24 protein-coding genes are annotated in these 25,704 nt (G+C 63.9%); 4 read left to right on the forward strand and 20 right to left on the reverse strand.

Translation table 11 applies throughout. From position 1 onward, the window contains the following. Window positions 1–118 precede the first annotated feature (118 nt). From V5738_RS02640 to V5738_RS02650, 3 genes are all read right to left on the reverse strand, one after another. Window positions 119–862: a DUF429 domain-containing protein gene (locus V5738_RS02640; RefSeq protein WP_423822854.1), complete on the reverse strand. Its 744-nt coding sequence runs from the start codon at window positions 860–862 to the stop codon at window positions 119–121. 144 nt (window positions 863–1,006) lie between these two features. Further along, window positions 1,007–2,464 carry an NAD-dependent succinate-semialdehyde dehydrogenase gene (locus V5738_RS02645; protein WP_423822855.1) on the reverse strand — a complete coding sequence of 486 codons (1,458 nt, stop codon included), beginning with the start codon at window positions 2,462–2,464 and terminating at the stop codon, window positions 1,007–1,009. Window positions 2,465–2,577: 113 nt separating this feature from the next. Then, window positions 2,578–2,784 (reverse strand): hypothetical protein, encoded by a 207-nt coding sequence (locus V5738_RS02650; protein ID WP_423822856.1) that lies wholly within the window; start codon window positions 2,782–2,784, stop codon window positions 2,578–2,580. Between the two features lie 175 nt (window positions 2,785–2,959). Between V5738_RS02650 and V5738_RS02655 the strand changes: the two genes are divergently transcribed. Both V5738_RS02655 and V5738_RS02660 read left to right on the forward strand, forming a co-directional pair. Then, on the forward strand, window positions 2,960–3,976 hold the full coding sequence (locus V5738_RS02655; RefSeq protein WP_423822857.1) for an alcohol dehydrogenase: 1,017 nt from the start codon (window positions 2,960–2,962) through the stop codon (window positions 3,974–3,976). A 70-nt stretch (window positions 3,977–4,046) separates the two neighbouring features. Further along, window positions 4,047–4,598 carry a hypothetical protein gene (locus V5738_RS02660; RefSeq protein ID WP_423822858.1) on the forward strand — a complete coding sequence of 184 codons (552 nt, stop codon included), beginning with the start codon at window positions 4,047–4,049 and terminating at the stop codon, window positions 4,596–4,598. 275 nt (window positions 4,599–4,873) lie between these two features. On the opposite strand, the gene V5738_RS02665 is transcribed toward V5738_RS02660, so the two are convergent. Beyond that, a complete protein-coding gene (locus V5738_RS02665) occupies window positions 4,874–5,290 on the reverse strand; it encodes a hypothetical protein (RefSeq protein ID WP_423822859.1) in 417 nt (138 codons plus the stop codon). 66 nt (window positions 5,291–5,356) lie between these two features. Next, window positions 5,357–6,451 carry a D-alanine--D-alanine ligase gene (ddlA, locus tag V5738_RS02670; protein WP_423822860.1) on the reverse strand — a complete coding sequence of 365 codons (1,095 nt, stop codon included), beginning with the start codon at window positions 6,449–6,451 and terminating at the stop codon, window positions 5,357–5,359. 175 nt (window positions 6,452–6,626) lie between these two features. Here ddlA and htpG point away from each other — a divergent pair, with 175 nt between their 5' ends. After that, window positions 6,627–8,576, forward strand: coding sequence for a molecular chaperone HtpG (gene htpG / locus V5738_RS02675; protein ID WP_423822861.1), 1,950 nt, complete (start codon window positions 6,627–6,629; stop codon window positions 8,574–8,576). Between the two features lie 76 nt (window positions 8,577–8,652). Next, complete coding sequence (locus V5738_RS02680; RefSeq protein ID WP_423822862.1) at window positions 8,653–9,264, forward strand: hypothetical protein; 612 nt, start codon at window positions 8,653–8,655, stop codon at window positions 9,262–9,264. Window positions 9,265–9,391: 127 nt separating this feature from the next. On the opposite strand, the gene coaD is transcribed toward V5738_RS02680, so the two are convergent. The 15 genes from coaD to V5738_RS02755 all read right to left on the reverse strand — a co-directional run bounded on the left by coaD (window position 9,392) and on the right by V5738_RS02755 (window position 25,625). Continuing rightward, window positions 9,392–9,886, reverse strand: coding sequence for a pantetheine-phosphate adenylyltransferase (gene coaD, locus V5738_RS02685; protein WP_423822863.1), 495 nt, complete (start codon window positions 9,884–9,886; stop codon window positions 9,392–9,394). Continuing rightward, entirely contained in the window at window positions 9,883–10,521 is a 639-nt protein-coding gene (rsmD, locus tag V5738_RS02690; protein WP_423822864.1) for a 16S rRNA (guanine(966)-N(2))-methyltransferase RsmD, read from the reverse strand. The genes coaD and rsmD overlap by 4 nt, the downstream gene beginning before the upstream one ends. 6 nt (window positions 10,522–10,527) lie before the next feature. Beyond that, entirely contained in the window at window positions 10,528–11,982 is a 1,455-nt protein-coding gene (gene tldD, locus V5738_RS02695; protein ID WP_423822865.1) for a metalloprotease TldD, read from the reverse strand. A gap of 29 nt (window positions 11,983–12,011) precedes the next feature. Next, entirely contained in the window at window positions 12,012–12,467 is a 456-nt protein-coding gene (locus V5738_RS02700; RefSeq protein WP_423822866.1) for a GNAT family N-acetyltransferase, read from the reverse strand. A gap of 24 nt (window positions 12,468–12,491) precedes the next feature. Beyond that, on the reverse strand, window positions 12,492–13,466 hold the full coding sequence (locus V5738_RS02705) for a quinone oxidoreductase family protein (RefSeq protein WP_423822867.1): 975 nt from the start codon (window positions 13,464–13,466) through the stop codon (window positions 12,492–12,494). Window positions 13,467–13,505: 39 nt separating this feature from the next. Continuing rightward, the gene (locus tag V5738_RS02710) at window positions 13,506–14,363 is read right to left on the reverse strand and encodes a carbon-nitrogen hydrolase family protein (protein WP_423822868.1); all 858 of its coding nucleotides are present in this window, start codon (window positions 14,361–14,363) and stop codon (window positions 13,506–13,508) included. Window positions 14,364–14,423: 60 nt separating this feature from the next. Continuing rightward, window positions 14,424–18,362: a YhdP family protein gene (locus V5738_RS02715; RefSeq protein WP_423822869.1), complete on the reverse strand. Its 3,939-nt coding sequence runs from the start codon at window positions 18,360–18,362 to the stop codon at window positions 14,424–14,426. 329 nt (window positions 18,363–18,691) lie between these two features. Further along, entirely contained in the window at window positions 18,692–20,197 is a 1,506-nt protein-coding gene (locus tag V5738_RS02720; protein WP_423822870.1) for an Rne/Rng family ribonuclease, read from the reverse strand. Window positions 20,198–20,450: 253 nt separating this feature from the next. Then, a complete protein-coding gene (gene rlmH / locus V5738_RS02725) occupies window positions 20,451–20,921 on the reverse strand; it encodes a 23S rRNA (pseudouridine(1915)-N(3))-methyltransferase RlmH (protein WP_423822871.1) in 471 nt (156 codons plus the stop codon). A 12-nt stretch (window positions 20,922–20,933) separates the two neighbouring features. Continuing rightward, window positions 20,934–21,341, reverse strand: coding sequence for a ribosome silencing factor (gene rsfS, locus V5738_RS02730; protein ID WP_423822872.1), 408 nt, complete (start codon window positions 21,339–21,341; stop codon window positions 20,934–20,936). A 4-nt stretch (window positions 21,342–21,345) separates the two neighbouring features. Then, window positions 21,346–22,011 carry a nicotinate-nucleotide adenylyltransferase gene (gene nadD, locus V5738_RS02735; RefSeq protein ID WP_423822873.1) on the reverse strand — a complete coding sequence of 222 codons (666 nt, stop codon included), beginning with the start codon at window positions 22,009–22,011 and terminating at the stop codon, window positions 21,346–21,348. 10 nt (window positions 22,012–22,021) lie between these two features. Then, a complete protein-coding gene (locus V5738_RS02740) occupies window positions 22,022–23,314 on the reverse strand; it encodes a glutamate-5-semialdehyde dehydrogenase (protein ID WP_423822874.1) in 1,293 nt (430 codons plus the stop codon). Beyond that, the gene (gene holA, locus V5738_RS02745; RefSeq protein ID WP_423822875.1) at window positions 23,311–24,366 is read right to left on the reverse strand and encodes a DNA polymerase III subunit delta; all 1,056 of its coding nucleotides are present in this window, start codon (window positions 24,364–24,366) and stop codon (window positions 23,311–23,313) included. Before holA ends, V5738_RS02740 begins: the two co-directional genes overlap by 4 nt. 6 nt (window positions 24,367–24,372) lie before the next feature. Continuing rightward, a complete protein-coding gene (gene speD / locus V5738_RS02750; RefSeq protein WP_423822876.1) occupies window positions 24,373–25,134 on the reverse strand; it encodes an adenosylmethionine decarboxylase in 762 nt (253 codons plus the stop codon). A 71-nt stretch (window positions 25,135–25,205) separates the two neighbouring features. Next, complete coding sequence (locus V5738_RS02755; RefSeq protein WP_423822877.1) at window positions 25,206–25,625, reverse strand: OsmC family protein; 420 nt, start codon at window positions 25,623–25,625, stop codon at window positions 25,206–25,208. Between the last annotated feature and the right edge of the window lie 79 nt (window positions 25,626–25,704).

A 25,704-nucleotide genomic window follows, 5' to 3' on the forward strand; every position in this document is an offset into this window, starting at 1 on the left:
GCGGCTGGCAAGGCGCCTCACGCAGCCCGGTGCGATTGAGGGCCCAAACCCTTTGAAACAAGGTCTGTTGGGCCGCTACCTAGCGTTGTCGCTCACGGGCGTCGCGCTACTACGCGCCCTAGAAACATATCCGCATCGGCAATCCCAACGCATCGGTCTCAGGGACATCGGGCAGGCAGACATGGCTATCGGCAGCGATCCGCTCGGCACTGAACAGACACGCATAAGCATCGGCGATATCGTCGTCGGCCAGCCGGGTGGGGGCATGGCGTTGGCGGGCCCGTTCGAACGCCGCGCGGCCATAGCGAGCAAAGATGAGTTCGAGGCGGTCGTGGGCGCCCAGGCCCGATTTCTTGGCATAGGGCATGGGCTGTAGCCCGCCGGTCGAGCCGGCGTTCCAGCAGGCAAAGGCAAGCTCCGGATGCACTTCGACAATGCTTTGTCGCAGGGCGCGGTCCGCGCCGAGCACGGCGTCGACCTCGCGGATCTTGTTGAACAGATTGAAGGCCTGGGCCGATACTCCGCCGGCGCCGTGCTCGGTATTCACTGTACTGGCCCGGGCTTGGGCCTCGCGTAGGCCGAGCCCGCCACTAGGGCTGTGTATCGCGGCCCGGGTCGCGGTCCAGAACACGCTGTTGCGGCGTGGGGCGCCAAGTCGTTGGCGGGCCAGAACATCACATTCGCGGCGACCGAATTCGGCCAGGCCGATCGGGATGTCGATCGCCACGACATCGCGGCCAGGGACCACGGCGAAGGCAGCCAGCAATTCAGCCAGACCGGCTTCGACGACGATGTGCGCAGCGCTTGCCGCGACCCAGCCCGCGGGGCAGCCGTCGATACCGATGCACTGTGGTTTGGTCATCGTTCGAGTCTATGCCGACTGCTCGGGCGCAGCCATGGACCATCGGTGGCGTATAGGCTACCGCGGGCGGCCATGAGCGACCCAGCTATGGTGCGACCCGGGCCCGGGGTAGGGCCGCGCCATAGGGGCTGCCGCTTGCCGGTATCAGGCTTCCGGTAGGTTGCCGAGGCAGTAGTATTTGGTTTCCAGATATTCGGACATACCAACGTGCCCGCCTTCGCGGCCGAGGCCCGACTGCTTCACGCCGCCGAAGGGCACATGCGGGCCGGTGATATCCATGGTGTTGACGCCGACCATGCCGTAATCGAGGCCACGGATGTATTGACGAATCCGGGCATCGTTCGGTGTGAAGACATAAGAGGCCAAGCCGTAGATCGTGTCGTTGGCCTCGGCAATGACGGCGGCGTCGTCGTCGAAGGGCGTGATCGGGGCGACCGGAGCGAATTGTTCTTCGGCCGCGACCCGCATCTTGGGCGTGAAATCAGCCACGACCGTGGGCATGAAGAAATTCTCGCCCGGCGCCTGTGACTGGTCGCGCCCCAGAATACGCGCGCCGTGGTTACGGGCGTCGTCGACCAGCGACTGGGCCTTGTCGACCGCGTCGGCATGGATCAACGGGCCGATCTCATTGGCCTCGTCCAGGCCGTGGCCGACCGGCATGGCATTCATCTTTTCCACGAAGCGCTCGACGAAGGCTTCATACATCGAGCGATGCACGAAGATTCGGTTGGCTGCAATGCAATCCTGGCCGGTGGTCTGGAACTTGGCAGCGATCGCGCCCTCCACGGCTGTATCCAGATCGGCATCCTCGCAGACGATGAGCGGGGCATTGCCGCCCAATTCCATGGCGTTGTTCTTGACCGTGGCGGCGCTCTGCTCCAGCAGTTTGCGCCCGACCTCGGTCGAGCCGGTAAACGACAGCGCGCGTACCCGGTGGTCGTTGCAGACCCGCTCTCCGAACTGTTTGCCGGAGCCGGGCACGACATTGACTTCGCCGTTGTCCAGGCCGGCTTTCTCGGCCAGATCGGCCAAGGCCAGCGCACAGAACGTGGTCTCGGTCGCCGGATTGACCAGGGTAGTGCAGCCGGCCGCCACGGCCGCGCCGACCTTGCGGGTGATCATGGCCAGCGGGAAGTTCCAGGGCGTGATGATCGCGGCCACGCCCACCGGTTCTTCGATCGTGCCGAGAGCCTTGGTGGGGTCTTCGGCCGGAATGGTCTTGCCATCGGCACGGCGTGCTTCTTCGGCGAACCAGTCTAGGAAACTCGAGGCATAGTCGACTTCGCCGCGGGCTTCGTTGATCGGCTTGCCTTGTTCGCGGGTCATCAGCCGGGCCAGGGCCTCGCGGTTGTTCTGCATGCCGTCGTACCAGGCCTTGAGTTTCGCGGCTCGGGTCGAGGGGCTGGTGTGGCGCCATTGCTCGAAGGCCGTGACCGCGGCCTCGATTGCCGAATCCATCTGCTGTTCACCGAGTGCCGGCACATGGCCGAGCAGTTCGCCGTTAGCTGGGTCGTGGATGGCGTTGCGCTCCTCGGCGCCGGACTCAATCCATTGGCCGCCAATGTATGCGGCCTCGTGCATGAATGCCTGGTAATCGGACATAAGTGGATGACGGAGCGTGTGATCTAGGCCAAGCACGCTAACAATTTGCCTGCCAAGCCTGAATCAGTAGTCCTGCGGACGTAGGCCGGCTGTGTTATCCCGGTGGCGGGCGGCTAGTCAGAGTCGCCACGCGTCATCATGCTGTTGACCATGAAGGCAAGCAGGGCAGCGAGAAACACCACGGCTAGGGTCATCAATGAGCGCCATAGAAACGCCTGATCGGCGACCACGTGCCAGATCGCCAGAATCGAAATCGTGGTGCCAGTAATGATGCATAGAATGCAGACCGTGAAACACAGCCAGTTCACAAATGTCTTCATGCTCGTTCTCGGATAGGGCAGGCCAGGTCGGCGTCGTGCGCCGCTGACGCACAGCCTATATCACGTCAGGCGATCGCAGCTTGCGGCATGCGTTGTGGCCGGCTGTCTCGAAAGTTGGTGGCGTTCGTCCTTTTCTTGTAATTTTGAACTGGTTTTCCAAACGACCGGTATCGTCATGACCCAGATGCGCGTGGCTCAGATCAACAAGGCCGGGGCCGATTTCGAAATCGTATCGCGGGGTATCCCCGATCCTGGGCCGTCCCAGGTGCGGATCCGGGTGGCGGCCTGCGGCATCTGTCATTCCGATGCCTTCGTCGTCGATGGCGGCTTCCCGGGGCTGGAATACCCCCGCGTGCCCGGCCATGAAGTGATTGGCACCGTCGATGCGCTCGGCGACGACGTCGATCACTGGCAGGCCGGCCAGCGGGTCGGCGTCGGCTGGCACGGCGGCCACTGTTTTTCCTGTGAATCCTGTCGTTCGGGCGATTTCGTAACCTGCGCCAACCAGCAGATCTGCGGCATTGCCTACGACGGTGGCTACGGTGAATACATGATCGCACCGGCCGAGGCGCTGGTTGCGATTCCCGAGACATTGTCCTCGGAAGAAGCCGCGCCGCTGCTGTGTGCTGGGGTCACCACCTATAACGGCATGCGTCGTACCGGCGCGGTCGCCGGCGATGTCGTGGCCATCCAAGGCATCGGCGGGCTCGGCCATCTGGCGCTCCAGTATGCCCATGCCATGGGTTTTCATACCGTAGCCCTGTCGCGCGGTACCGACAAAAAGGATCTGGCGCTGGCGCTGGGCGCGGACCGCTATATCGATACCGAGGCCCAGGATGCCGTCGAGGCGTTGCAGGCACTGGGCGGGGCACGGCTGATCGTGGCCACTGCGCCGAACCCGAAGCTGATGGGCTCGGTTATCGACGGCCTGGGCGTGAACGGACAGCTGCTCGTGCTCGGTGCCTCGCCCGAGCCGATCGAAGTATCGCCATTCCAGCTTTTGATGGCCCGTCGCAGCATCGTCGGCCACCCCAGCGGAGCCCCGCACGACTCCGAGGACACGCTGAATTTCTCGGCGCTGCGCGATATCAAAACACAGATCGAGACTTATCCCTTATCCGAAGTTAACACGGCCTACCAGCGCATGATCGATAATGAGGCTCGGTTTCGGGTCGTGTTGACGATGCCATAACAACAAACCGACAGCGTAAGCCGGGGCACGGTCTGTCAGCAGAGCCTCGAGCCAGCTGTAAGGGGGCGGTATGTTCTTGGTTGTATTCAATCAGCAGGGAAAGAACTACGTTTGTAGCTCGGTTTTGCTGCCGGTTTGCCTGGTCTCCGAGGACGATTGCGCCGGCATGGCCGCCGCCTACGAACACACCCGCGCGAGCCGCCTCTGTCGGCAGGCACGTATCGGCAGTGTCGTCGTGGTGTTGTTGATCGCCTACATCCTGCCGTTCGAGCAGATACTGGCGTGTTTTTCGAATATCGTGCTGGCCGTGACCAGCCTAATCGCATTCTTTGCAGTGCTGGGCTATGTACTGGATCGCGGTCAGATATTCGCGGCGATGCCGTACCGAAAATGCATGCGCCTGCCGATCAGCGGTCTGCCGGCGGGGCGGCCCAGAGTCACGCTCTATACCGTGCTCATGGCACTCTGTGCTGTGCTCATCTGGCGGGGTGTCGCCGATCTGGTCGGGGGTGGCGCGCTCCGAGGCGATGCCCTGAGCTACTGGCTGCTGATGCTGACCTTCGTACCGCTCGGCCTCGAGGCTTCGGCGCGCGCTGTTCTGGCTGTGTTCTATCGGTTCTAGGCCATAGCTGGGGGCCCTATACCGGGCGCATCCGACGCCTGGCTGTCTTGCAACGCCGCGCCAGGCGTGGCCCATGGCCGTGGGCGATCCAGACAATGCGTAGAGGGTAGCCGTTGCGCGCGAGCAACGGCCCCTTGAATGGTCGCCGGTCTAAACCATGACCATCCTACAGTGCCGCGAACCCGGGCTATGGCAGACGACAACAGGGCGACTCGCGTTTTGCCAAACACGATCGGTAGCCGCTACGCAGCACTGCTGCCAAACCTCGGTAGGTCCTAGAACAGCGACTGCTGCGGATCGCTGGCCTGTCCGCCATAGCGTTGGATGTGTTCGATCGACTGGCGCAGGTGGGTAGCGATGCTCGACAAGGCGGTAACGGTCGTAAACGACTCGGCCGCGATGATGTCGTGGGCGGTGTCCCGATCGTCGTCCGAGGCCGCCTGCAACAGCCGCACGAGCATATCGGTATCGATCGGCTCGAATGATTCCGGATACTTCCAGCGCACCAGTTCGTCGGGACGATCGAGCTGAACGTTGAAGGCCAGTTCGTGAATCAAAGCCGCCGCCGCAGCGAGCTCGTCGGCATGGCCCGAGCGATGCTGGCGGCGGGCGAAGGCCTGGCAGGCCGCAGGCTCGACCGTTGCCATGCCGGCCAGTAGCGCCTTCATCGGGGTATCGTCGGTATAGGCCATGGGCGCGCTCGATGCAGGAATGGAGCGCGCATCTTCCGTACCGCACGCACGCTCTGCAAGTGGCTTTTACATCGAGGTCGCCAGCGCTCGATCGGCAGCCTGGCGTTCGGCCGCCAGTTCGACCAGGCGAGCCACCAGATCAGGATAGGCAATACCCGATTCGGCCCAGAGCTTGGGGTACATCGAAATCCGCGTGAAACCGGGCAGGGTATTGATCTCGTTGACGATCACCTCGCCGTTTTCGGTCACGAACACATCCACCCGGGCCAGCCCGCAACAGTCGAGCGCGGCATAGGTGGCCAGCGCGACCGCGCGCACCGCTTCGGTCGTTGCGGCGTCGAGCTCGGCGGGGATGACGACGTCGGCGCTATCGTCGACGTATTTGGTGTCGTAGGCATAGAAGCCGCCGTCGGCGACCACGACTTCACCGACCGTACTGGCTGTCGGGTCGTCATTGCCGAGCACGGCACATTCGATCTCGCGGCCGACAACCGCGGATTCGATCAGGACCTTGTGATCGAAGCGCAGCGCCAGGGCCAGCGCCTGATCGAATTCGGCGGCATTCGCCACCCGGCTGACCCCGACTGAGGAGCCGAGATTGGCCGGTTTGACGAACAACGGACTGCCGAGCTCGGCAGCCAGCAGGGCATAGTCGACATGCTCGGCCGTAGGCCGTTTGATGACCCGGAACGGGGCAATGCCGATGCCGGCATCGCGCAGCAGACGTTTGGTTACGTCCTTATCCATGGCGGCGGCCGAACCGAGCACGCCGGCGCCTACGCAGGCGATATTGGCGGCTCGCAGCAAGCCCTGCAGGGTGCCGTCTTCGCCGGTCGGCCCGTGCACGATGGGAAACGCTACATCGACCTCGAAGACCACCTCGCCGGTCTCGGCGGCGATGATCTGGCCGGCATCGCGGCCGGGCACCACAGCCAGGGCGGCGGCTTCGGCCTTGAGCGCGATGCGTTGCGGATCGTCCGCATGGTCGACGAAATCGTCGGTTTTAGCGGCATGCCAGACGCCGGCCTTGTCGATACCGATGACGCGAACCTCGAAACGTTCGCGATCGAGTGCGGCGACGATATTGCGTGCCGATTGCAACGAGACTTCGTGCTCGGCCGAGGCGCCACCACAGATCACGGCCACTCGCGTTCGGGCCATCGCTGTCTCCCTTGGATCAATCTGGTCTTGAACGGCTGCCAAGCATGCCATGAAAGCGCGTGCTGCCCCACCGACCGAGCGCTGGGCGCTTGAAAAACGGCCGCGCGGGCCACATTCAAGGCAGGCAAGCGGCATAGCCGCACCTATTTGTCATCCATCACCGATCGAACACGCCATGAGCGAAGAGAACACGAACACCCAGGGGGCCACCCAAGCCGGCGCCAATGCAGAGCAGCACGGCTTTCAGGCCGAGGTGAAGCAGCTTCTGAAGCTGATGATTCACTCGATGTATTCGAACAAAGAGGTCTTTGCCCGCGAGCTGATCTCCAACGCATCGGATGCGCTGGATACGCTGCGCTTCGAAGGGCTGAAGAACGATTCGCTGTTCGAAGGCGATTCGGAACTCCAGATCTGGATCGATCAGGACAAAAACGCCAAGACTGTGTCGTTTTCCGACAACGGCATCGGTATGACCCGCGATCAGGTCATGGAGCGCATCGGCACGATCGCCAAGTCCGGCACCCGTGCGTTTTTGGATTCCCTGTCCGGTGACGAGAAAAAGGATGCCAAGCTGATCGGCCAGTTCGGTGTCGGCTTCTATTCGGCGTTCATCGTGGCCGACCAGGTTGTGGTCGATACCCGCCGCGGCGGCGAATCGACCGGCGTGCGCTGGATCTCGGACGGCGGCGGCGAATACACCCTCGAGGAAATCGACAAGCCCCAGCGCGGCACCACCGTGACTCTGCATCTGCGTGACGACGAGGAAGAATTCCTAGAGCCGCATCGGCTGCGGCATCTGGTCAAGACCTATTCGGACCATATCGCCTTCCCGATCAAGATGCGCGAGCAGCTGTCCGAAGAAGACGAAAACGAAGGCAAGGAAGCCGGCTGGGAACAGGTCAACCGCGGGGCGCCGCTCTGGGCTGAACCCAAGTCGAGCCTGTCGAACGAGGACTATGCCGAGTTCTACAAGCATTCCTGCAACGACTTCGAGGATCCGCTGACCTGGACCCATAACAAGGTCGAAGGCAGCCAGGAATATACCAACCTGCTGTATATTCCCAAGCGTGCCCCGTTTGATCTGTTCGATCCGAACGGCAAGGCCCATGGCGTCAAGCTGTACGTGCAGCGCGTGTTCATTATGGACGACGCTGACAAGCTGATGCCGCGCTATCTGCGCTTCGTCAAAGGCGTGATCGATTCCAACGATCTGCCGCTCAACGTCTCGCGCGAGATCCTTCAGAACAACCGCCTGTTGGACAAGATTCGCTCCGGCTCGGTGAAAAAGGTTCTGGGCCTGATCGAGTCGATGGCCAACGACGAGGACGATCCGGAGAAGTTCAAGACCTTCTCCAACGAGTTCGGCACGGTCTTAAAGGAAGGCGTGGTCGAGGACTACGAGAACCAGGCTCGGATCGCCAAACTGCTGCGCTTCAAGACCACCACCGACGAGTCGGCCGATCCGGGGGTGTCGCTGGACGAATACATCGCCCGCATGCAGCCCGGCCAGGACAAGATCTACTACATCACCGCGGATACGCTGGCCGAGGCCAAGCACAGCCCGCATCTCGAGATCTTCAAGAAGAAGGGCATCGAGGTGCTGCTGCTGACCGACCGGGTCGATGAGTGGGTCATGGCCCACATGACCGAGTACGAAGGCAAGGAATTCTCCTCGGTCGCCAAGGGCGCACTGGACCTCGGCGAAGCCGAATCCGAGGAAGAAAAAGAGCAGCAGAAGAAGCTCGAGGAAGAGTCCTCCGATCTGGTTGAGCGCATCAAGCAGGCCTTGGGCGAGCGGGTCAACGAGGTGCGTGTCACCCATCGCCTGACCGACTCCCCGGCCTGCTTAGTTGCCGACGAGAACGGCATGTCGGCCCATCTGGAGCGGATCCTCAAAGAAGCCGGCCAGGCCATGCCCAGCTCGGCGCCGCATCTGGAGATCAATCCCACCCACCCGCTGGTAGAAAAGCTGGCTGGTGAGCAGGGTGAGGAAGAGTTCAGTTCCTTCTCCCAGATGCTGTTCGAGCAGGCCGTACTGGCCGAAGGCGGCGAACTGGAAGACCCGGCCACCTTCGTGCGCCGGATGAACCAGATGCTGCTGGCGGTCTCGCGCGGCGCAGCGTAACCTCGAAGCGCCGGTATCTTGAGCGAGATACCGGCGCTTTTTTCGGCGGGGTCGCCGAACACGAGGAGTAAAGCGCATGTCTCCGGATCGACTCAATCGGATTGCGTCCTGGCTGTTGGCGTTGGGGCTTGGCTCGGCCACTGTCCTGATGGCATCACCGGTATCCGCCGAGTCCGGCGCCCAGGGTATCGCGATCGGCGGCACTACCCTGCGTCTTGGAGAACCCCGGAATCAGGTTCTGGGCGAGGCCCGGTCCGAATTCAACGTCTCGCCGGCCGACCAGGACGGCCAGTATTTCCTGTATCCAAAAGTCGCGCCGTTAGGGCCCAACGGTCGGGCCCGACAGCCCGATGCGGTAGGTTCGATCACCGTTGCCAATGGGCGTCTGGTACGGGTGACCCGTAATCTGGGCTCGTTTCGCAGCGCCGATGGCCAGGCGGCGATCCAGAATCTGATCAAGGCTTTCGCCCAGGCGCCCAACCAGGGTAAAAAGCCGGCCGTGCATACCGATACCAGCATGTCAGGCAATGCCAGTACCCAGCGGGTCTATTTCAGCTATCCGGATCGGGTGATCCAGGTACTGGTCTTTCAGCCAGCCGATACCGCGGTCCAGGCCACGGTCGATATTACCGAGCAGTATGCGCTGTCGCCGAACATGCGATCGGATAGACGCGATTCCGATCGGTAACCCGCTCGATAGCCTAGGGCCGCGCACCGGCGGAGGTGGAATCGGAGTGTTTCGGTGTCGCGCAAGGCCTGCGTGAGCGATGCGATCGACAAGCCGCCGGCAGCCGCTGGCGGCTTTTTTGTATGCTTTAGTTGCCGGTCTTGGCGTGCAGCCGGTCGGCGACCACGCTGGGCACCAGACCGGTGATACGGCCGTCCAGAAATGCGATCTCTCGGACCAGGGTCGAGGAGATATGGGCGTATTCGGGCGAGGGGGAGAGCAGGATCGTATCGATCTCGGGCGCCAGATGCCGGTTCATCACCGCCATCTGTTTTTCGTACTCGTAGTCGCCTACACCACGTACCCCGCGCACCAGCACTCGGACATCATTGCGGCGTGCGAAATCGACCACCAGTCCGTCGGCGGGCATGACCGTCACGTTGTCGACATCGGCCAGCACCAGCTTGGCCAGTTCCACTCGTTCATCGTGGTCGAAGATCGATTTCTTCGATGAATTGCTGGCCACCGCGACGATTAGTTCGCTGAACATGCCGGCGGCGCGCCGGATCACGTCGGCATGACCGTTGGTGATCGGGTCGAACGTGCCGGTATAGGCCGCCCGGATCGACTTAGGCTCCTTCATGGTGGGCTATCCTCGCCCGTGGGGCGCCGCCGTGCAAGGCAATAGCCCACGCCCGCCGAGCGTGACTGGCGCAGGATCTCGTAGTCGGCGGCCAGCTGGTCGTCGATCGCGGCTGCCGATTCGGCTGGGTATTCGAGATAGAGCCGCGAATGCACGCCCAGCAGCGGCTGCGCACCGCGCAGGGCAGGCCCGTGCAGTTCAGTATCGAAGGGCGGATCGATGAACAGGATATCGGCGCTGGCGACGTCGATCCGTCGCGCTGCATCGGTGGCGTCGCCCACGATCACCTGCGCCCGCTCGCTGGCGCCGAGCTTGGCCAGAGCAGCTTCGATTGCGGCGGCCGCGGCGCGATCGCGCTCGACGAACACAGCCCGGGCAGCCCCACGAGACAAGGCCTCGATGCCCAGTGCGCCGGTGCCGGCGAACAGATCGACACAGACCGCGCCTTCGATGCGCGGCGCGAGCCAGTTGAACAGGGTCTCGCGGACCCGGTTCGGCGTCGGGCGCAGGCCGGGGCGGTCCGCGACCGGCAACACCCGGCTGCGCCACTGCCCCCCGATCACGCGTAGGCTGGTGACCGGCTCGGCGCGCCGGTGTTTCGGCTGCGGGCGTGGTTGGCGTGGTTTACGGGCCAAGATGGTTCAGCCGCGCTCGGTGCCGCCGACGGTGATCGAGTCGACCTTGAGCGTGGGTTGGCCTACGCCCACGGGTACGCTCTGGCCGTGCTTGCCGCAGACCCCGACGCCGGTATCCAGTGCCCAGTCGTTGCCGACCATCGACACCCGGTTCATTACGTCCGGGCCGTTGCCGATCAGGGTCACGCCCTTGAGCGGCGCGCCGAGTTGGCCGTTTTCGATCCGGTAGGCCTCGTCGCAGGAAAACACGAAGTTGCCGGAGGTGATGTCTACCGAACCGCCGGAGAAATGCGCGGCATAGATGCCAGAATCGACCGAGGCGATGATGTCGTTCGGGTCAGAGTCGCCGCCGCGCATATAGGTGTTGGTCATACGTGGCATAACCGTATGCGCATAGGACTCGCGCCGGGCGTTGCCGGTCGGGGCTGCGCCCATCAACCGGGCGTTGTGCTTGTCCTGCATATAGCCGACCAGCACGCCGTTTTCGATCAAGGTATTGGCGGCGGCCGGCGTACCCTCGTCGTCGATCGCGAGTGAGCCGCGCCGGCCTTCGAGGGTGCCGTCGTCGACTACGGTGCACAGTTCGGAGGCGACCTGCTGGCCGACTTTGTCGGAATAGTTGGAGGCCTTGCGACGATTGAAATCGCCCTCCAGACCGTGGCCGACTGCCTCGTGTAGCAGCACGCCCGACCAGCCCGAGCTCATGACCACTGGCAGAGTACCAGCCGGCGCCGGTTCGGCCTTGAGCCGGACCAGCGCCCGGCGTACGGCCTCGCGGGCGTATTGCGCCACCAGATCGTCGGCGCCGGTGTAGATATCGTAGCCGAGCCGGCCGCCACCACCGGCGGTGGCCGATTCACGGATGCCGTTGTCTTCGACCTGGACCGAGACATTAAAGCGCACCATCGGCCGCACGTCGCCGGCCAGAGTGCCGTCCGAGGCGGCCACCAGCATCGTGTCCGACGAGCCGGCCAGCGACACGGTCACGCGGACCACGCGCGGATCGGCATCGCGGGCGATTTGGTCGGCATGATGCAGTAGCGCGACCTTGGCCTCGGCATCCAGCGTGGCCGCCGGGTCGATCGGTTGGTAGCGCACCGCCGGGCCGTTATCGCGTCGGGTCAGCGCGTTCATGCGGGCGCTCTTGCCGTCGCGAGCGATCGCTGCGGCTGCTTTCGAGGCCTGGGCCAGGGCCGGAAAAGCCAGTTCGTCGGCATAGGCAAAGCCGGTCTGTTCCCCGGCCAGCGCGCGTACGCCGACACCCTGGGCGGTCGAGGCTCCGGCGCTGCGGACCACGCTGTCCTCGAGCATCCAGTTTTCGTTTTTCAGGATCTGGAAATACAGATCTGCATAGTCCACGCCCGGCACCATCAGGCCCGATAAGGTGGCCTCGAGCTGTTGGGCATCGATGTTGGCACGCCCGAGCAGGGCGTCGCTGGCGAGATCGAGAGTATTTTGCATCCGCTCAGATTAACACCTGCGGCCCGGGATCAGACGAGTCGTTTTTCGAGAAATACTCGATCGCGGCCCTCATCGACACGGCGGTCGAATTCGATATAGCCATGCCCGGCATACCAGGCCCGATTCTTGCGCGCGATCGCTGGCGTATAGAGCCGCAGGCGGTCGAAGCCACGAGCGCTGGCCTGCCGCTCGGCATAATCCAGCAGCCGGCTGCCGATGCCGCGGGCCTGAAGCGCCGGATCGACCGCGATATTGTCGATCCAGAAGCCGGCGCGGGTATCGAACACGACAAAACCGGCCAGTCGGCCGGCTGTCAGGGCAGCCCAGGTATCGCCAGCGTCGATCTGTCTTGCGTAGTCGATCTCCAGCGGGCGCGGCGGGATCGGCATGTCGGCGACGTAGGGCGCATAGGCCGCGACGGCGATGTCGCGAATGGCGACGACATCGCCGGCCTTCGCCTGGCGTATGACGATGTCGTCTTGCATTGCGGCGCCCGCTGGTCGCGACCCTCAGGGGATGAGAATCGTCGACCCGGTGGTCTGGCGATCGGCGATCGCCTGCTGGGCCGCGCCGGCTTCTTCCAGGCTGTAGCGCTGACCGATATGCACTTTCACGTCGCCGGTTTCGAGCACGTCGAATAGGTCTGCACACATCATCTCGAAACGCTCTGGCGTATCCGCATAGCCGCCCAGGCTCGGGCGGGTGACGAACAGCGAGCCGCCACGGTTGAGCTCGACCAGGTTCACGCCTTCCACGGGGCCGGAGGCATTACCGAACGACACCATCAGCCCGCGTTTTTTCAAGCATTTGAGCGAATCGTGCCAGGTATCGCGGCCCACCGAGTCATAGACCACCGGTACGCCGGCGCCATCGGTCAGCTCCATGACCCGCTCGGGCACCGACTCACGGGTATAGTCGATCGTCATCCAGTAGCCGTTCTGGTGGGCGACGTTGGCCTTGTCGTCCGAGGAGACGGTGCCGATCACATGCGCACCGAGCGCCTTGGCCCACTGCCCGGCCAGCGTGCCCACGCCACCGGCTGCGGCATGGAACAAAATCGTGTCGCCTTCGGCCACGGCATAGGTCTGGCGCAGCAGATACTGCACGGTCAGGCCCTTGAGCAGACTGGCGGCGGCGGTCTCGAAATCGATCGCCTCGGGCAGGGCCACGACATGCTCGGCCGACAGGGTGATGGCATCGGCATAGGCGCCGGTCGGACCAAGCACATAGGCCACGCGGTCGCCCTCGGCGAATTCTTCTACGCCTTCACCGACTGCATCGATCACACCGGCGCCTTCGGTGCCCATCGCGCTCGGCAAATCGGCCGGATACAGGCCGGTGCGGAAATAGATATCGATGAAGTTCACGCCGATCGCGTGGTTGGCGATCCGAACCTCGCCCGGGCCGGGTTCGCGGATGTCGGTCTCCACAATTTCGAGAACATCCGGGCCGCCGGTTTGTTTGAACTGGATCTGTCGGGCCATGAGGGTTCCTTGATGCGATTCAGGGGGTGGTACGACAGCCTAGACGAGTCGACGATGCGAAAGACAGGGAAAGCCTTCGCGTAGGCGGGCGTTGCGGCTGCGATCGATGTCGGCGATCACGACTTCGTTGGCATCCGAGCGGGCTTCGGACTGCACCTGGCCCCAGGGGTCGCAGATCAGGCTGTGCCCATAAGTACGTCGTCCGCTGGCGTGATGCCCGGCCTGATTGGGTGCGATCATGGTCGCCAGATTCTCGATCGCCCGGGCCCGGGTCAGGATATGCCAGTGCGCGGTGCCGGTGGTGTGGGTGAACGCCGAGGGGGCGACGATTATCTCCGCGCCCTGATCGGCCAACCGGCGATACAGCTCGGGAAAACGCAGGTCGTAGCAGATCGACAGCCCAAGCCGGCCGAACGGCGTGTCGATGACCATCGGTTCGTTCGAGCCGGGCATGAAGGTCGCCGATTCGCGATAGGCCTCGCGCGAATCCGGCAGCCCGACGTCGAACAGATGGATCTTGTCGTAGCGGGCAACGCGGGTGCCGCGATCGTCGTAGACACATAGTGCCGGATAGACCCGATCTGGCTCGGGGCTGACCAGCGGGATAGTGCCGGCCGCGATCCACAGACCATGGCGGGCCGCAGCCTGGCTCAGAAACGTCTGAATCGGAGTGTCCTCACCCGCGACCCCGTCCGGCTCGGCGACATTGAGCTTGTCGGTCTCGTGGGCGCCCATGATCGCGAAATTCTCGGGCAGCACAGCCAGTCGGGCGCCACGCCGGGCTGCTTCACGCAGTAGATCGTCGGCTCGGGCGAGGTTGGGATCGACCTCGCCCAACGAGTTCATCTGGATCGCGGCAACGCGCGCTGTTTCCGGCGTTGCTCGGGTTTCGCTCATGCCGGGGTCCGTGCTCGTGGGTTCGTGGCTCGAGGATACGCCGAACGGACAAAGCGATCACTACTTGCCACCGGGATGTACGGCGCGGTCCTCGGCGGATCGGCTGTCGTCGGCCTGGTCTTTGGGGTCGTCGGTGCCGTTGGCGCTCGGGTTGACGATTTGTGGATCGTCCCAGCTGCCCTTGAGGTTGTAGCCAACCGAGGAGAAATACTGGATCGGTTTTTTCAGCAGTTCCTGGACCGCGAACACGGCAGCGCCGACCACCGGCCCGCCCAGCACCGCGCTGGCGATGGCCACGCCACTGCCGACTTTCGGCGTGATGGTGACGTATTCGTCGTAGTCGCGGGTCGCGAGACCGATCCGGCCGGTGATGCCGATCTTGGACGACGGGGTAGCGATATGGGTGTCGTCGCTATAGGCCTGGCCCTGCAGAATCCGGAATTTGGCGCGTACCTTGTCGAAGGCCATGCCTTTGTCGACGACATCCCGAAAATCCAGCCGTAGCCGTCGTGGCAGGACATAGAGATTGAACAGGCCCAGCAGGCGCCCCGGGCCGGGCTCGACGGTCAGCAGCGCGCCATCGTCGAGTTTGAGCACGACGTGCCCATCCAGATAGCGCAGGTCCAGGCCGCGCTTGTTCGGGGCGATCGACAGATCGGCGTTGATGCGTGCTTTTTTAGCCTGCACCGGTGACACATAGCCGATCGTGCGCAGCAGTCGCGACAGCCCGTGGCCGTCGAAGTCGACCTGGGCGCCGGCCGTGGTCAGGCCGGCGTGTTGTTGCCAGTGGGCGTTGATTTTGCCGGTCAGGGCGCCGTCCTCGAGCTCGAAACGGTCGAGCGTCCAGCGGTTGGGTGACGAACGGGCATCCAGATGGGCCTGGCCGAAGGACGTGTCGTCGACCACGAAATTCTGGACATAGACCTGCATCTTGGGCAGATCGCCCGGTGCCACATCCGGCCAGAGCACGGTCGAATCGGCGCTGTCCTGGGTTGTGGTGTTGGCGTCTTGGGCCGGAGTTTCGGTCTGCAGGGCGATGCGTTTGAGATTACCGGCGATACTCATCGGCTGGTCGGCAGCGGCCGTCCAGGTGATCTGGCCCTGGCTGTCGTTGCCTTCGAAATCGACCCGCCAGCCGGTCGTGTCGTGCATCGGCTGGGCGCGGACATGGGGGTTGGCGATATAGCGATCGCCGAAGTTGAGGCGATCCATGGTCAGATCGCCGCCCAAAAAGGTGAGCGCGGACATGCTGCCGGCCGACTGTTGGTCATCGCTGGCGTCGCTCACACGCGCTGCTGCGTTGGGCACGTCGGCCGGCGCGCCGTAGAGCACGTGGCGTACGACATAGAACCAGCCTAGGCCGTCGACCTGATCGGTATCTCCGCCGATCCAGAGCCCGTTGGCCTCGGGCGGCTGGATCGAGGTATCCCCCAGCAACGCGGTGATACGTTGCGGCTGGCCAGCGTCGAGATCGATGCCTAGGTGCAGGCGTTGGTCGTAGTCGGCATCGATATGTTCGCTGTCGGGGTCGATCGTGACCTTCAGCGGCGCGGCCGTTTCGGGTTTCTTGGTTAACGGCGCCGGCAGATCCAGGGCCATGCCGACCAGATCGCTGGTAACCTGGATCGGGCTGATCTGGCCGTTGCCGTCGATCTTGAAGGCCACAGTCATCGGGCTTTGTCCGCGGCCATAGACCAGCCAGGGCGAGGGCAGGTAGTGGGCCAGAGCCTGGCGGTCGTCCGGCAGCTTGGGCGAGGCATGGGCGACGATCTGCTGGGCGCCGTCGTCGGCCGGGGTTAGATCCGCGGTCACGGGCACGCCCAGCAGGTCTCCGGTCAGACCGGCAGCCCGCAGGCCGTCCCGGCTGAATCGCAGCCGGCCGCGGATATCGGTGATCGGGCCGGGCAGGGCCGCCTGGCGCAGTGTATTGCCCTGGGCATCGATGGTGCCGTCGACCTTGATATCGCCGAGCCCCGGTTTGAGCGGTACCCGCAGCGTCACGCCAAGATCGTCGCGACCGCCGAGTTCGATCGCTTCGACCAGCTTGCCGAACTTGTCGCGCAGCGGCGATTGCGCCAAAAACGCCAGCAGCTTGGCACCCGGGGCATTGTGGGCGTGCCCGGTTAGGTGGATCACTGGCTCGCGTACGTTGTCGATATGGGCCTGGGTATCGCTGACATCCACGCCGAGCATCTGGGCGGCCGGCATGTCCAGATCCAGGGTGTCGCCGTCGAGGCTGAGCGTACCGCGGGCGTGGGTGGCCCGCGGCCAGTCGGGTTTGTAACGGACGTCCACGCCGTGCCCGGACAGTGTCATATGAAAGCCTTCCTCCGGTCCGGCCTCGGGGAAGGGAAAGCGATCCATCGCGCCCTTGATCTCGACATGGGCCTGGTCGAGCGCGCCGGCGCTGATTGCCTTGGGCAGCCAGTCGCGCAGCCGTGGGTTGGGCAGGTCCTCGGCCTGGGGAATATGGGCGAGCAGGCGCGGCATATGGGGGGCGACCGCGTCTGCGGTTACGTTCACGATCGGTGCACCTTCGGCCGGCAGCCGGATATGTCCGTTCGTGGTCAGATGCGCTTGGTCGCTGGCCAAACGCAGCTGATCGAGCTTGACTGACCAGGCGCCGTCGGCGGCCGGCTGCCAGTGGATGGCGCCGGACAGATCGCTGACATCGAGCTGGCCGCGGATATAGCGCTGGGCCGCCAGATGGCCGCCAGCATCGGTAAAGCGTAGCGTATGTTGGTCGTCTTGTTGCTCGTAGCGCCCGGAAACCGGCCCGAAGGCGATTTTCGGGTCGGCCACCTGCAACCCTTCGAAGCCCAGGGCGGCCTTGAGCGGCTGCTGCGGCTGCCAGTGCATGTCCAGATCGTCGATCGAACCGTCGATATCGGTCCGGGCCAGTCGCGGTACTGCCAGCCGGGCGATCCGCACCGCCAGTGGGCCAGGCAGCTGCTTGGCGTGCACGTCCAGTGCCCGGGTCCGAGTGTTCAAGCGCGCCTGGGCATCCAGGTCGGCGGCTGCCTGCGGACCGCCGCTCAGCTCGGCCAGAGCCAGCGTGATTTCGTGGCGATCCGGATCGCTCGTGGCTGTAAAAATCGCCTGGAAGGCAGGCACCAACGGGTGCGCCTGGCCGGCATAAGACAGCGTCTGGCTGTCGAGGGTGAGGCGAGTATCGGCCAGTCGATGATTCTGCCAACGCCCGCGCAGATCCAGATCGATCGTGCCGCCCCGCAGCTTATCGAGCACGGCTTCTCGACTGCGGCGGGCAATCGCCAGTGGCCGCAGGCCCGTGGTATGCACGTTAAAGCGCGCCTGGTCGGGGGCGCGTAGTCTGCCCTGCAGGGTGGCCGATGCGTTGAGCCGTGGCCACCAGGCCGGGCCTTCGGCAGACAGTTCGGCCGCCAGCTTTTGATCGCCCTGGTCGACCAGATGCAGATCGAGATCCGACCAGTGCAGCCGGCCCTGCGGCAGCCGCGGTGACTCGATCGTGATCTGGCCATCGGTGATCCTGATTTCGGTCAGCCGGCTGCGCAGCGCGTCGAGCTTCGACGAGGTCAACCCCTGGCCGGGGCTGCGTGCCCAATGCGCGAGGCTCAGGCCGTGCTCGGTCGATACGAGGCGTGCCTTGGGGCGCTCCACGATGACCCCATCCGGCAGGCGCGAGCCGCCGATCAGGTCGGCGATCGAGAATTCTAGGCCCAGACGTTCGGCAGTCAGCGCCGGCGTGTCAGCCCCGTGGTGGGTGATACGCGGATCGTCTAGATACAGGATCGGACCGCGCCAGCCCCAGCCGATTTCAAGCCCGGAAATCTGCACGCTCGAGTCGATACGCTGGCCAATGCGCGCGGCCAGGGCATTGCGATATTGCGGCGCGAAGTGGTCCAGCAGCCGCACGCCGCCGACCAGCAGTCCGGCCAGCACGATCGCGCTGGCCGCCACGATCGTGACGGTGCGCTTGATCCAGCCGCGATGTCGACGAGGGCGGGTGCCTGGGCTCATGGACGGCCCGTGGGCGCATGGCCGGCTGGCGCGCCGCGGGCGCGCTTGGCATGAATGTCGGGGATCAGCAGGCCGGGCATGAACAGGACTCGACGACAGACCGTGCGGTTGCGGCGCGCCGGTCGTTCACGGCCGGAGCGGCGCGGGCGTTCGAGCCGGCTGATCGCTTATGGTCGACCGTATCGGCGCTCGGGCGCTGAATTCGGCCAGAACCGCAATCCACCGTCGAACGCCAAGGCGATACCGGCTCAGTTCGACGTGCGCGGTTCCAAGACATGCCACTGTCATACGATAGTGCATGCCACATCAACAGGCTCTGGCCCGTCAGCTTACATGACGACCACATCGAATTGTTCGGGGCCGTAGAGTGCTTCGGCCTGTAGTCGAACATCCACCCCGGCTTCTCGACAAACACACTCGAAGACCGCGGCCTGGGCATCCAGAAGTTGATCGATGGTATCGGGCGGCGCCAGCACCAGCAGTTCGGAATCGGTATGTGGCCGGATTCGGGCACGCCGTGCGATTTCGCGAAACAGCTCGAGGGCGATCGTCTCCGGGGTTTTGACATAGCCGCGTCCGCCGCAGGCCTCGCAGGGCATGCATAGCAGATGCTCCAGGGATTCGCGGGTGCGTTTCCGAGTAACCTCGACCAGCCCCAGGCCTGAGATCTGGCCGACCGAGGTCTTGGCGGGGTCGGCGGCTAGCGTCTCGGACAGCTGAGCGAGCACTTGGCGCTTGTGTTCGGCATCTACCATATCGATGAAATCGATCACGATGATGCCGCCAAGATTGCGCAGCCGTAGTTGCCGGGCCACGGTCTGGGCGGCCTCGAGATTGGTGCGCAGTACGGTCTGCTCAAGGCTGCGGGTGCCTACGAAACCGCCGGTGTTCACATCGACGGTGACCATCGCCTCGGTCTGCTCGATGATCAGAAAACCGCCGGATTTGAGCGGCACCTTGGGCTGTAGGGCACGCTGGATTGCGTCCTCGATACCGTACTGGGCGAACAGCGGCGCGGCATCTTTGTGCAACAGGATCCGCTCGGCGAATTCGGGGGCGAAGCGGCGGGTGAAGCCGATCATGTCATGCCAAGCGCGTTCGTCGTCGATGAGCACAGCCGAGACATCGGGCGTGAGCAGGTCGCGCAGCATGCGGATCGGCAGCGGCAGATCGCCGTAGACCAGGGTTTCCACCGGCACCCGGCGGGCCTGATGCTGGATATCGGCCCAGACCGTGGCCAGAAAGCGCATATCCGCGCCGAGGGCTGCGGTAGAGGCATTATCGGCCACGGTACGCACGATGAAGCCACCGGGTAGATCAAGCTCGCGCCGCAGATCCGCCACCGCGTCGTAGAGTCGCGAGCGTTCTTCGTCGCTCTCAATCCGGGCCGATACCCCAATACGCGGCGTATGCGGCATATACACCAGAAACCGCGACGGGATCGCCAGATCGGTGGTTAGGCGGGCGCCCTTGGTGCCCATGGCATCGCGGGTGACCTGGACCAGCACGCGATCGCCGGCATGCAGGCGTTTTTCGATCCGCGATGCCTCGGCGCTGTCGGCGGCTTCCTCACTGCGCACCATGTCCGAGATCTGCAAAAACGCTGCCCGTTCAAGTCCGATGTCCACGAACGCGGCCTGCATACCGGCCAGCACCCGCTGGACCTTGCCGAGATAGATATTGCTGACCGCGCTGGCGGTGGCATCGCGCTGGATATGCACATCCTGCAGGATGCCGTTCTCGATCTGGGCCGCACGGGTTTCGCCCGGCCCAGCATTGACCAGAATCTCGATGCGCAGGACGTTGGCCTCAGGCAAGGGTGCGGTACTGCTCATGGGGCCATGCCGGCAGCGCCTCCGGCGGGCATGGATAAAATGGGCGGCAACAAAGTCATGCCCTGATTGTTGACGCGTGGTGCGTCACACCGCAACTCAACATTGATCGTATCCCGATCCTCGGTCGGCCCAGGCGCGATCGGGGCCGGCGAGACCGTACGCGCTTCGATATACGTCGCGAACCGCGGGTCATAGCATGGCGCGCGGGCGCCGCAGCCATGATCGAATGCGGCCGGGGCGCTCGGTTGCGCGGCTAGCCGCGGTGATAGGGATGGCCGATCAGAATACTGTGGGCGCGAAACAGTTGCTCGGCCACGATCACCCGGACCAGCGGATGCGGCAGCGTCATCTGCGACAACGAACGTTGCTGATGGGCCGCGGTCAGAGACGCTGGGCCTAGGCCATCCGGGCCACCGATCAGAATCGCCCGGTCGCGCCCGTCGCCCATCCACTGCCTGAGCTCGCCGGACAAACCCTCGGTGGACCAAGGCTTGCCCTCGACGTCCAGGGCGATGACCGCATCATCGCGGCCAATCGCCTTGGCCATGCGCTCGTCTTCGGCAGCGATCGCACGCTGGCTGTCGGCGCTATCGCTGCGTTTGGCCGCTGGGATCTCGGTCAGTTCCAGACGGCATTCCCGCGGCAGGCGACGGGCATAGTCGTCGAATGCCGTGGTTACCCACTTCGGCATACGCCTGCCAACGGCAATCAGCCGGATACGCAAAAGCAGGCGAACTCAGTGCCGAGCGGCCGTGTTTTCGGTGTCGGGCGTGACGATATCCACGTCCCAGAGTTTTTCGATCTGGTAATAGGCGCGGGTGGTCGGCTGCATGATATGCACCAGTACGCCGTTGAGATCGATCAATACCCATTCGGACTGTTCCATGCCCTCGACGTGGGGCGACAGGCCGGCTTTTTTGGCATTCGCGATCACGGTCTCGCCCATGCGCTTGACATGCCGACCCGAACGGCCGGTGCAGATGAGCATATGATCGGCGATCGTAGTCAGCTGGGCGATATCCAGGATCTTGATCGACTCGGCCTTGAGCTCCTCGATGGCGTTGAGCGCCAGATGCAGTGGGCTGTCGGGCTCGACTGTATTGGGCAGATCGGCGGCTTGGGGCTGGGAAGTGTCGGCAACCATCGTTTCAATAATCCTCGCCGTTCGGCGAGTGATAGATCTTAGAGTCCATAATGTCGTCGAGAATCGTTGCTGGCAAGAGGTAACGTGGACTATGGCCGTTGGCGATCAGATCGCGGATGCGGCTGGCCGAGATCGCCAGCGGCGGCGGCGCATAGCTGTAGATGATACCGGAGGCACTGTTGTGCAGATCGGCGATATCGCTGGCCGAGCGCGCCGACAGTTCGGCCGCGGCTTCTGGCGCTAGGGTCGCCGACAGGCCAGGGCGTTCGATGAGCACGATATGCGCATAGTCGAACAACCGCCGCCATTCGTGCCAGCTCGGCAGTTTCGCGAACACATCGCGGCCCATGATCAGGCACAGCGGATTGTCGGGGAAATCCGCATGCAGCGTGGCCAGGGTATCGACCGTATAGGACGCCCCGTCGCGCAGTAGTTCGCGGTCGTCGAGGGCCAGTAGCGGCTCCTCGGCGGTGGCGACCCGAATCCATTTGGCCCGTTGGCCTGGCGTCGCCCCGGGCTGTTCGCGATGCGGTGGCCGGCCGTTGGGAATCAGGCGCACCTGGGCCAGGCGCAGTTCGGAGGCCAGTTCCATGGCCAGACGCAGATGGCCGTGATGGACGGGATCGAAGGTCCCGCCCAGGATCCCGATCGGCGCTTTGCTATTGTTCATTGGAGCCTGTTTAGCGGACATGGCCATCGCCGAAGACCACGTATTTCTGGGAAGTCAGCCCTTCGAGGCCCACCGGGCCGCGGGCGTGTAGCTTGTCGGTCGAGATGCCGATCTCGGCGCCGAGACCGTATTCGAAGCCGTCCGCGAAGCGGGTCGAGGCATTGACCATGACCGAGGCCGAATCCACGGCGCGGATAAAGGTCCGCGCCCGCGTGACGTTTTCGGTCACGATGGCATCGGTATGGTGCGAGCCCCAGCGCTCGATATGGTCGATGGCAGCTTCCATGTCGGGCACGATCCGTAGCGCGAGGGTCGGCGCCAGATATTCGGCGGCCCAGTCTTCGTCGGTAGCCGGCTGTACTTCGGGGCCGAGCAGGCGACGGGTGGCCGCGCAGCCGCGCAGGGTCACGCCGGCCTGCTGTAGATCGTGGGCCAGCGGCTCTAGGATCGATTCGGCCACCGATTCGGCCACCAACAGCGTTTCCATGGTGTTGCAGGTGCCAAAGCGCTGGGTCTTGGCATTGACCGCGATCGCGATCGCCTTGTCGCGATCGGCCGAGGCATCGATATAGACATGGCAAACACCGTCCAGATGCTTGATCACCGGCATCTTCGCGTTGTCGGCCACGAATTCGATCAGACCCTTGCCGCCTCTCGGTACGATCACGTCGATGTATTCGGGCATGGCCAGCATGGCGGCCACAGCCTCGCGGTCGGTGGTCTCGACCACCTGCACGGCATCGTGTGGCAGGCCGGCATCCCGCAGCCCGCGACTGATACAGGCCGCGATTGCCTGATTGGAGTGGGCCGATTCCGAGCCGCCGCGCAGGATCGCGGCATTGCCGGATTTCAGGCACAGCGCCGCAGCGTCCGCGGTCACGTTCGGCCGCGATTCGTAGACAATGCCGATCACGCCCAGCGGTACCCGCATGCGGCCGACCTGAATCCCCGAGGGCCGGAAGTTCAGATCGGTCAAGCTGCCGATCGGATCGGCGAGCGCGGCTACCTGGCGCAGGCCCTCGGCCATGCGCTCGATGCGCGAGGCATTGAGTTCCAGACGCTCCACGGCGGCTTCGTCGAGCCGGCCTCGGGCCTCGCGCACATCCTTGGCATTAGCGGCCAGAATAGTATCGCGCTGCTCGATCAGGGCCTCGGCGATGGCGAACAAGGCAGCATTCTTCTCGCCCGGTTCGGCCGCAGCCATACGTCGTGCCGCCTGGCGGGCGGCTTCGCCCAGATTCAGAATCTGGCGTCTGACACGGGAGGCAGCATCCCCCCCGGGTTCGCGTAAGTTCGCGCTCATGGCGATCGTGGTTTGGCAAATGAAGGTTGTGTGGTAGCGGCTGCCGGGTCGCGACCCGAAAGCGCAATAGTCAATGTTATCAGTTCATCCCAGGCCCGCCCGGCGGCTGCGCCTTTATTGGTCGCATCCAGACGTGCAGCTTGGTTCAAAAGGCGGCCGAGAGCGGCCGGGTCGGCTGCGCGTGCAGCCTTTGAAATCTGGCGCTTGCGGGCGGCCGGCAAGAAAATCTTGTGCATATAGGCATCCAACCGATTGGCCCGGGCTGCCAGCGCGGCCTGGTAGAGCGTGCGCAGATCGTTGACCAGGGCCCAGGTGATCGGTACCGCATCCACCCCTTCGGCACGCAGCCGAGTCAGGCTTTTCAAGGCCCCGGCCAAGTCGCCGTCGAGCGCCTTGGTTGGCAGGTCGAAGATATCGAAGCGGGCATGGTCGCTGGCGGCGGCTGCGACCGCCTCGTGGTCGACACTGGCCTCCGGATAGAGCAGCGCCAGTCGATCGATCTCCTGGGCGGCGGCCAGTAGGTTGCCTTCGTTCTGAGTAGCCAGCAGCTGGGCGGCCTCGCGGGTCAGGCGCAGATCACGGCCTTCGGCGCGGCGCTCGATCCAGGCGGTCATCCGCGAGGCCGGCAACGGCCAGGCATAGCTGGCCACCCCGGCCTTAGCCACAGCCTTGTACCAGGCGGATTTGCGCGCCGAGCCAGCCAGGCCGGGGGCGACGATCAGCAGCAGCGTATCGGGCGCGTCCTGCTTGAGAAAATCGGTAATTGCTGCCGAGCCCGGTTTGCCCGGCCCTTTGTCCGGTAAATGCAGTTCGATGATCCGACGGGCAGCGAACAGCGACTGGGTGGCCCCGGCGGTGGCCAGCTGGCCCCAGTCGAAGCCGGATTCGGCATGCAGGATATCGCGCTCGTCGAAGCCTTCGTGACGCGCCCGCCGCCGGACCGCGTCGGCGGCCTCGACCACCTGCAGTGGCTCGATACCGGCGACCAGATAGGCCCGGGCCAGCGGGTGGCGGGCAAATTCGGTCTCGAAATCCTCGGCCCGGATCTCCATCAGCGGCTAGTCCGAGTTGCGACCATAGAAGATCTCGGTGATCTCGCCGGCAATACGGTCGGTGAGCTGCTCGGCTTCGGACGCACTCAGGTCGGCGGCGTTCTCGGCGAATAGATAGTCGTCCAGGTCGAACTCGGTCAGCCGCATCTTGGTATGGAAGATCCGCTCGCCCAGTACGTTCAGGTCGACCATCTGGTAACGCTCGCCGATATCGTCGGGGATATAGTCCTGGATCGAGTTGATCTCGTGATCGATGAAGTGCTTGACGCCGTCCACGTCGCGGGTGAAGCCGCGCACCCGGTAGTCGAGGGTGACGACATCGGATTCGAACCGGCGGATCAGATGATCGAGCGCCTTGAGCGGTGAGATCAGCCCACAGGTCGAGACATCGATGTCGGCGCGAAAGGTCGAGATGCCGTGATCCGGATGAAACTCCGGATAGGTATGTACGGTGATATGGCTCTTGTCGAGATGGCCGACCACCGTATCCGGCATCGGGCCTTCGTAGGCATATTCCTCGGCGATCAGAATGGTCACGCTCGCGCCTTCGGGCTCGTAATCCTGGCGCGCTACGTTCAGCACCTGAGCACCGATGATGTCGGCGACCTCGGTCAGGATCTGGGTCAGCCGATCGGCGTTGAAGACCTCGTCGATATAGGCGATATAAGCCTGTTTCTGCTCCTGCGTTCGGGCATAGCAGATGTCGTAGATATTGAACGACAGCGACTTCGTCAGATTGTTGAAACCGTGCAGGCGGAGCTTATCCATGGGGTATCGCGAAAAAGCCGTATTCGAAGGCGCAGTATCCGGAGGGCAGGGCCCGCGTCAAGCGCTGTCGGTCACTCGGCTGCTTCGATGGTATAGCCGTGGGTCATGTTGACCGCCTTGGCCAGCATGATCGAAGCCGAGCAGTATTTGTCGGCCGACAGCTCCACCGCGCGGGCGACATGTTTTTCGTTGAGATCGCGCCCGGTCACGATGAACTGTACATGGATATCGGTGAACACCTTGGGTTCGGTCTCGGCGCGGGTGCCTTCGACCTCGATCCGACAGTCGGTCACGTCCTGACGCGATTTTTTTAGGATGTGCATGACATCCATGGCGCTACAGCCGCCGACCGATAGCAGCATCATTTCCATTGGCCGGAAGCCGGCGTTCTTGCCGCCGAGATCGGGCGGGCCGTCGATGGTGACTTTGTGATCGCTGTCGGCGCTACCGGAAAATTCCAGGCCGTCCTGCCAGTCGAGGGTCGCTTTCATTGCCGCATGTCTTGTGCGTGATACCGAAGTCTAGGATGTAAGGGGGATCAACCAAAAATCAAAGCCCGGTCGCGCTCGG

This window comes from Salinisphaera sp. SPP-AMP-43 (assembly GCF_049568105.1).
Taxonomy (GTDB): domain Bacteria; phylum Pseudomonadota; class Gammaproteobacteria; order Nevskiales; family Salinisphaeraceae; genus Salinisphaera.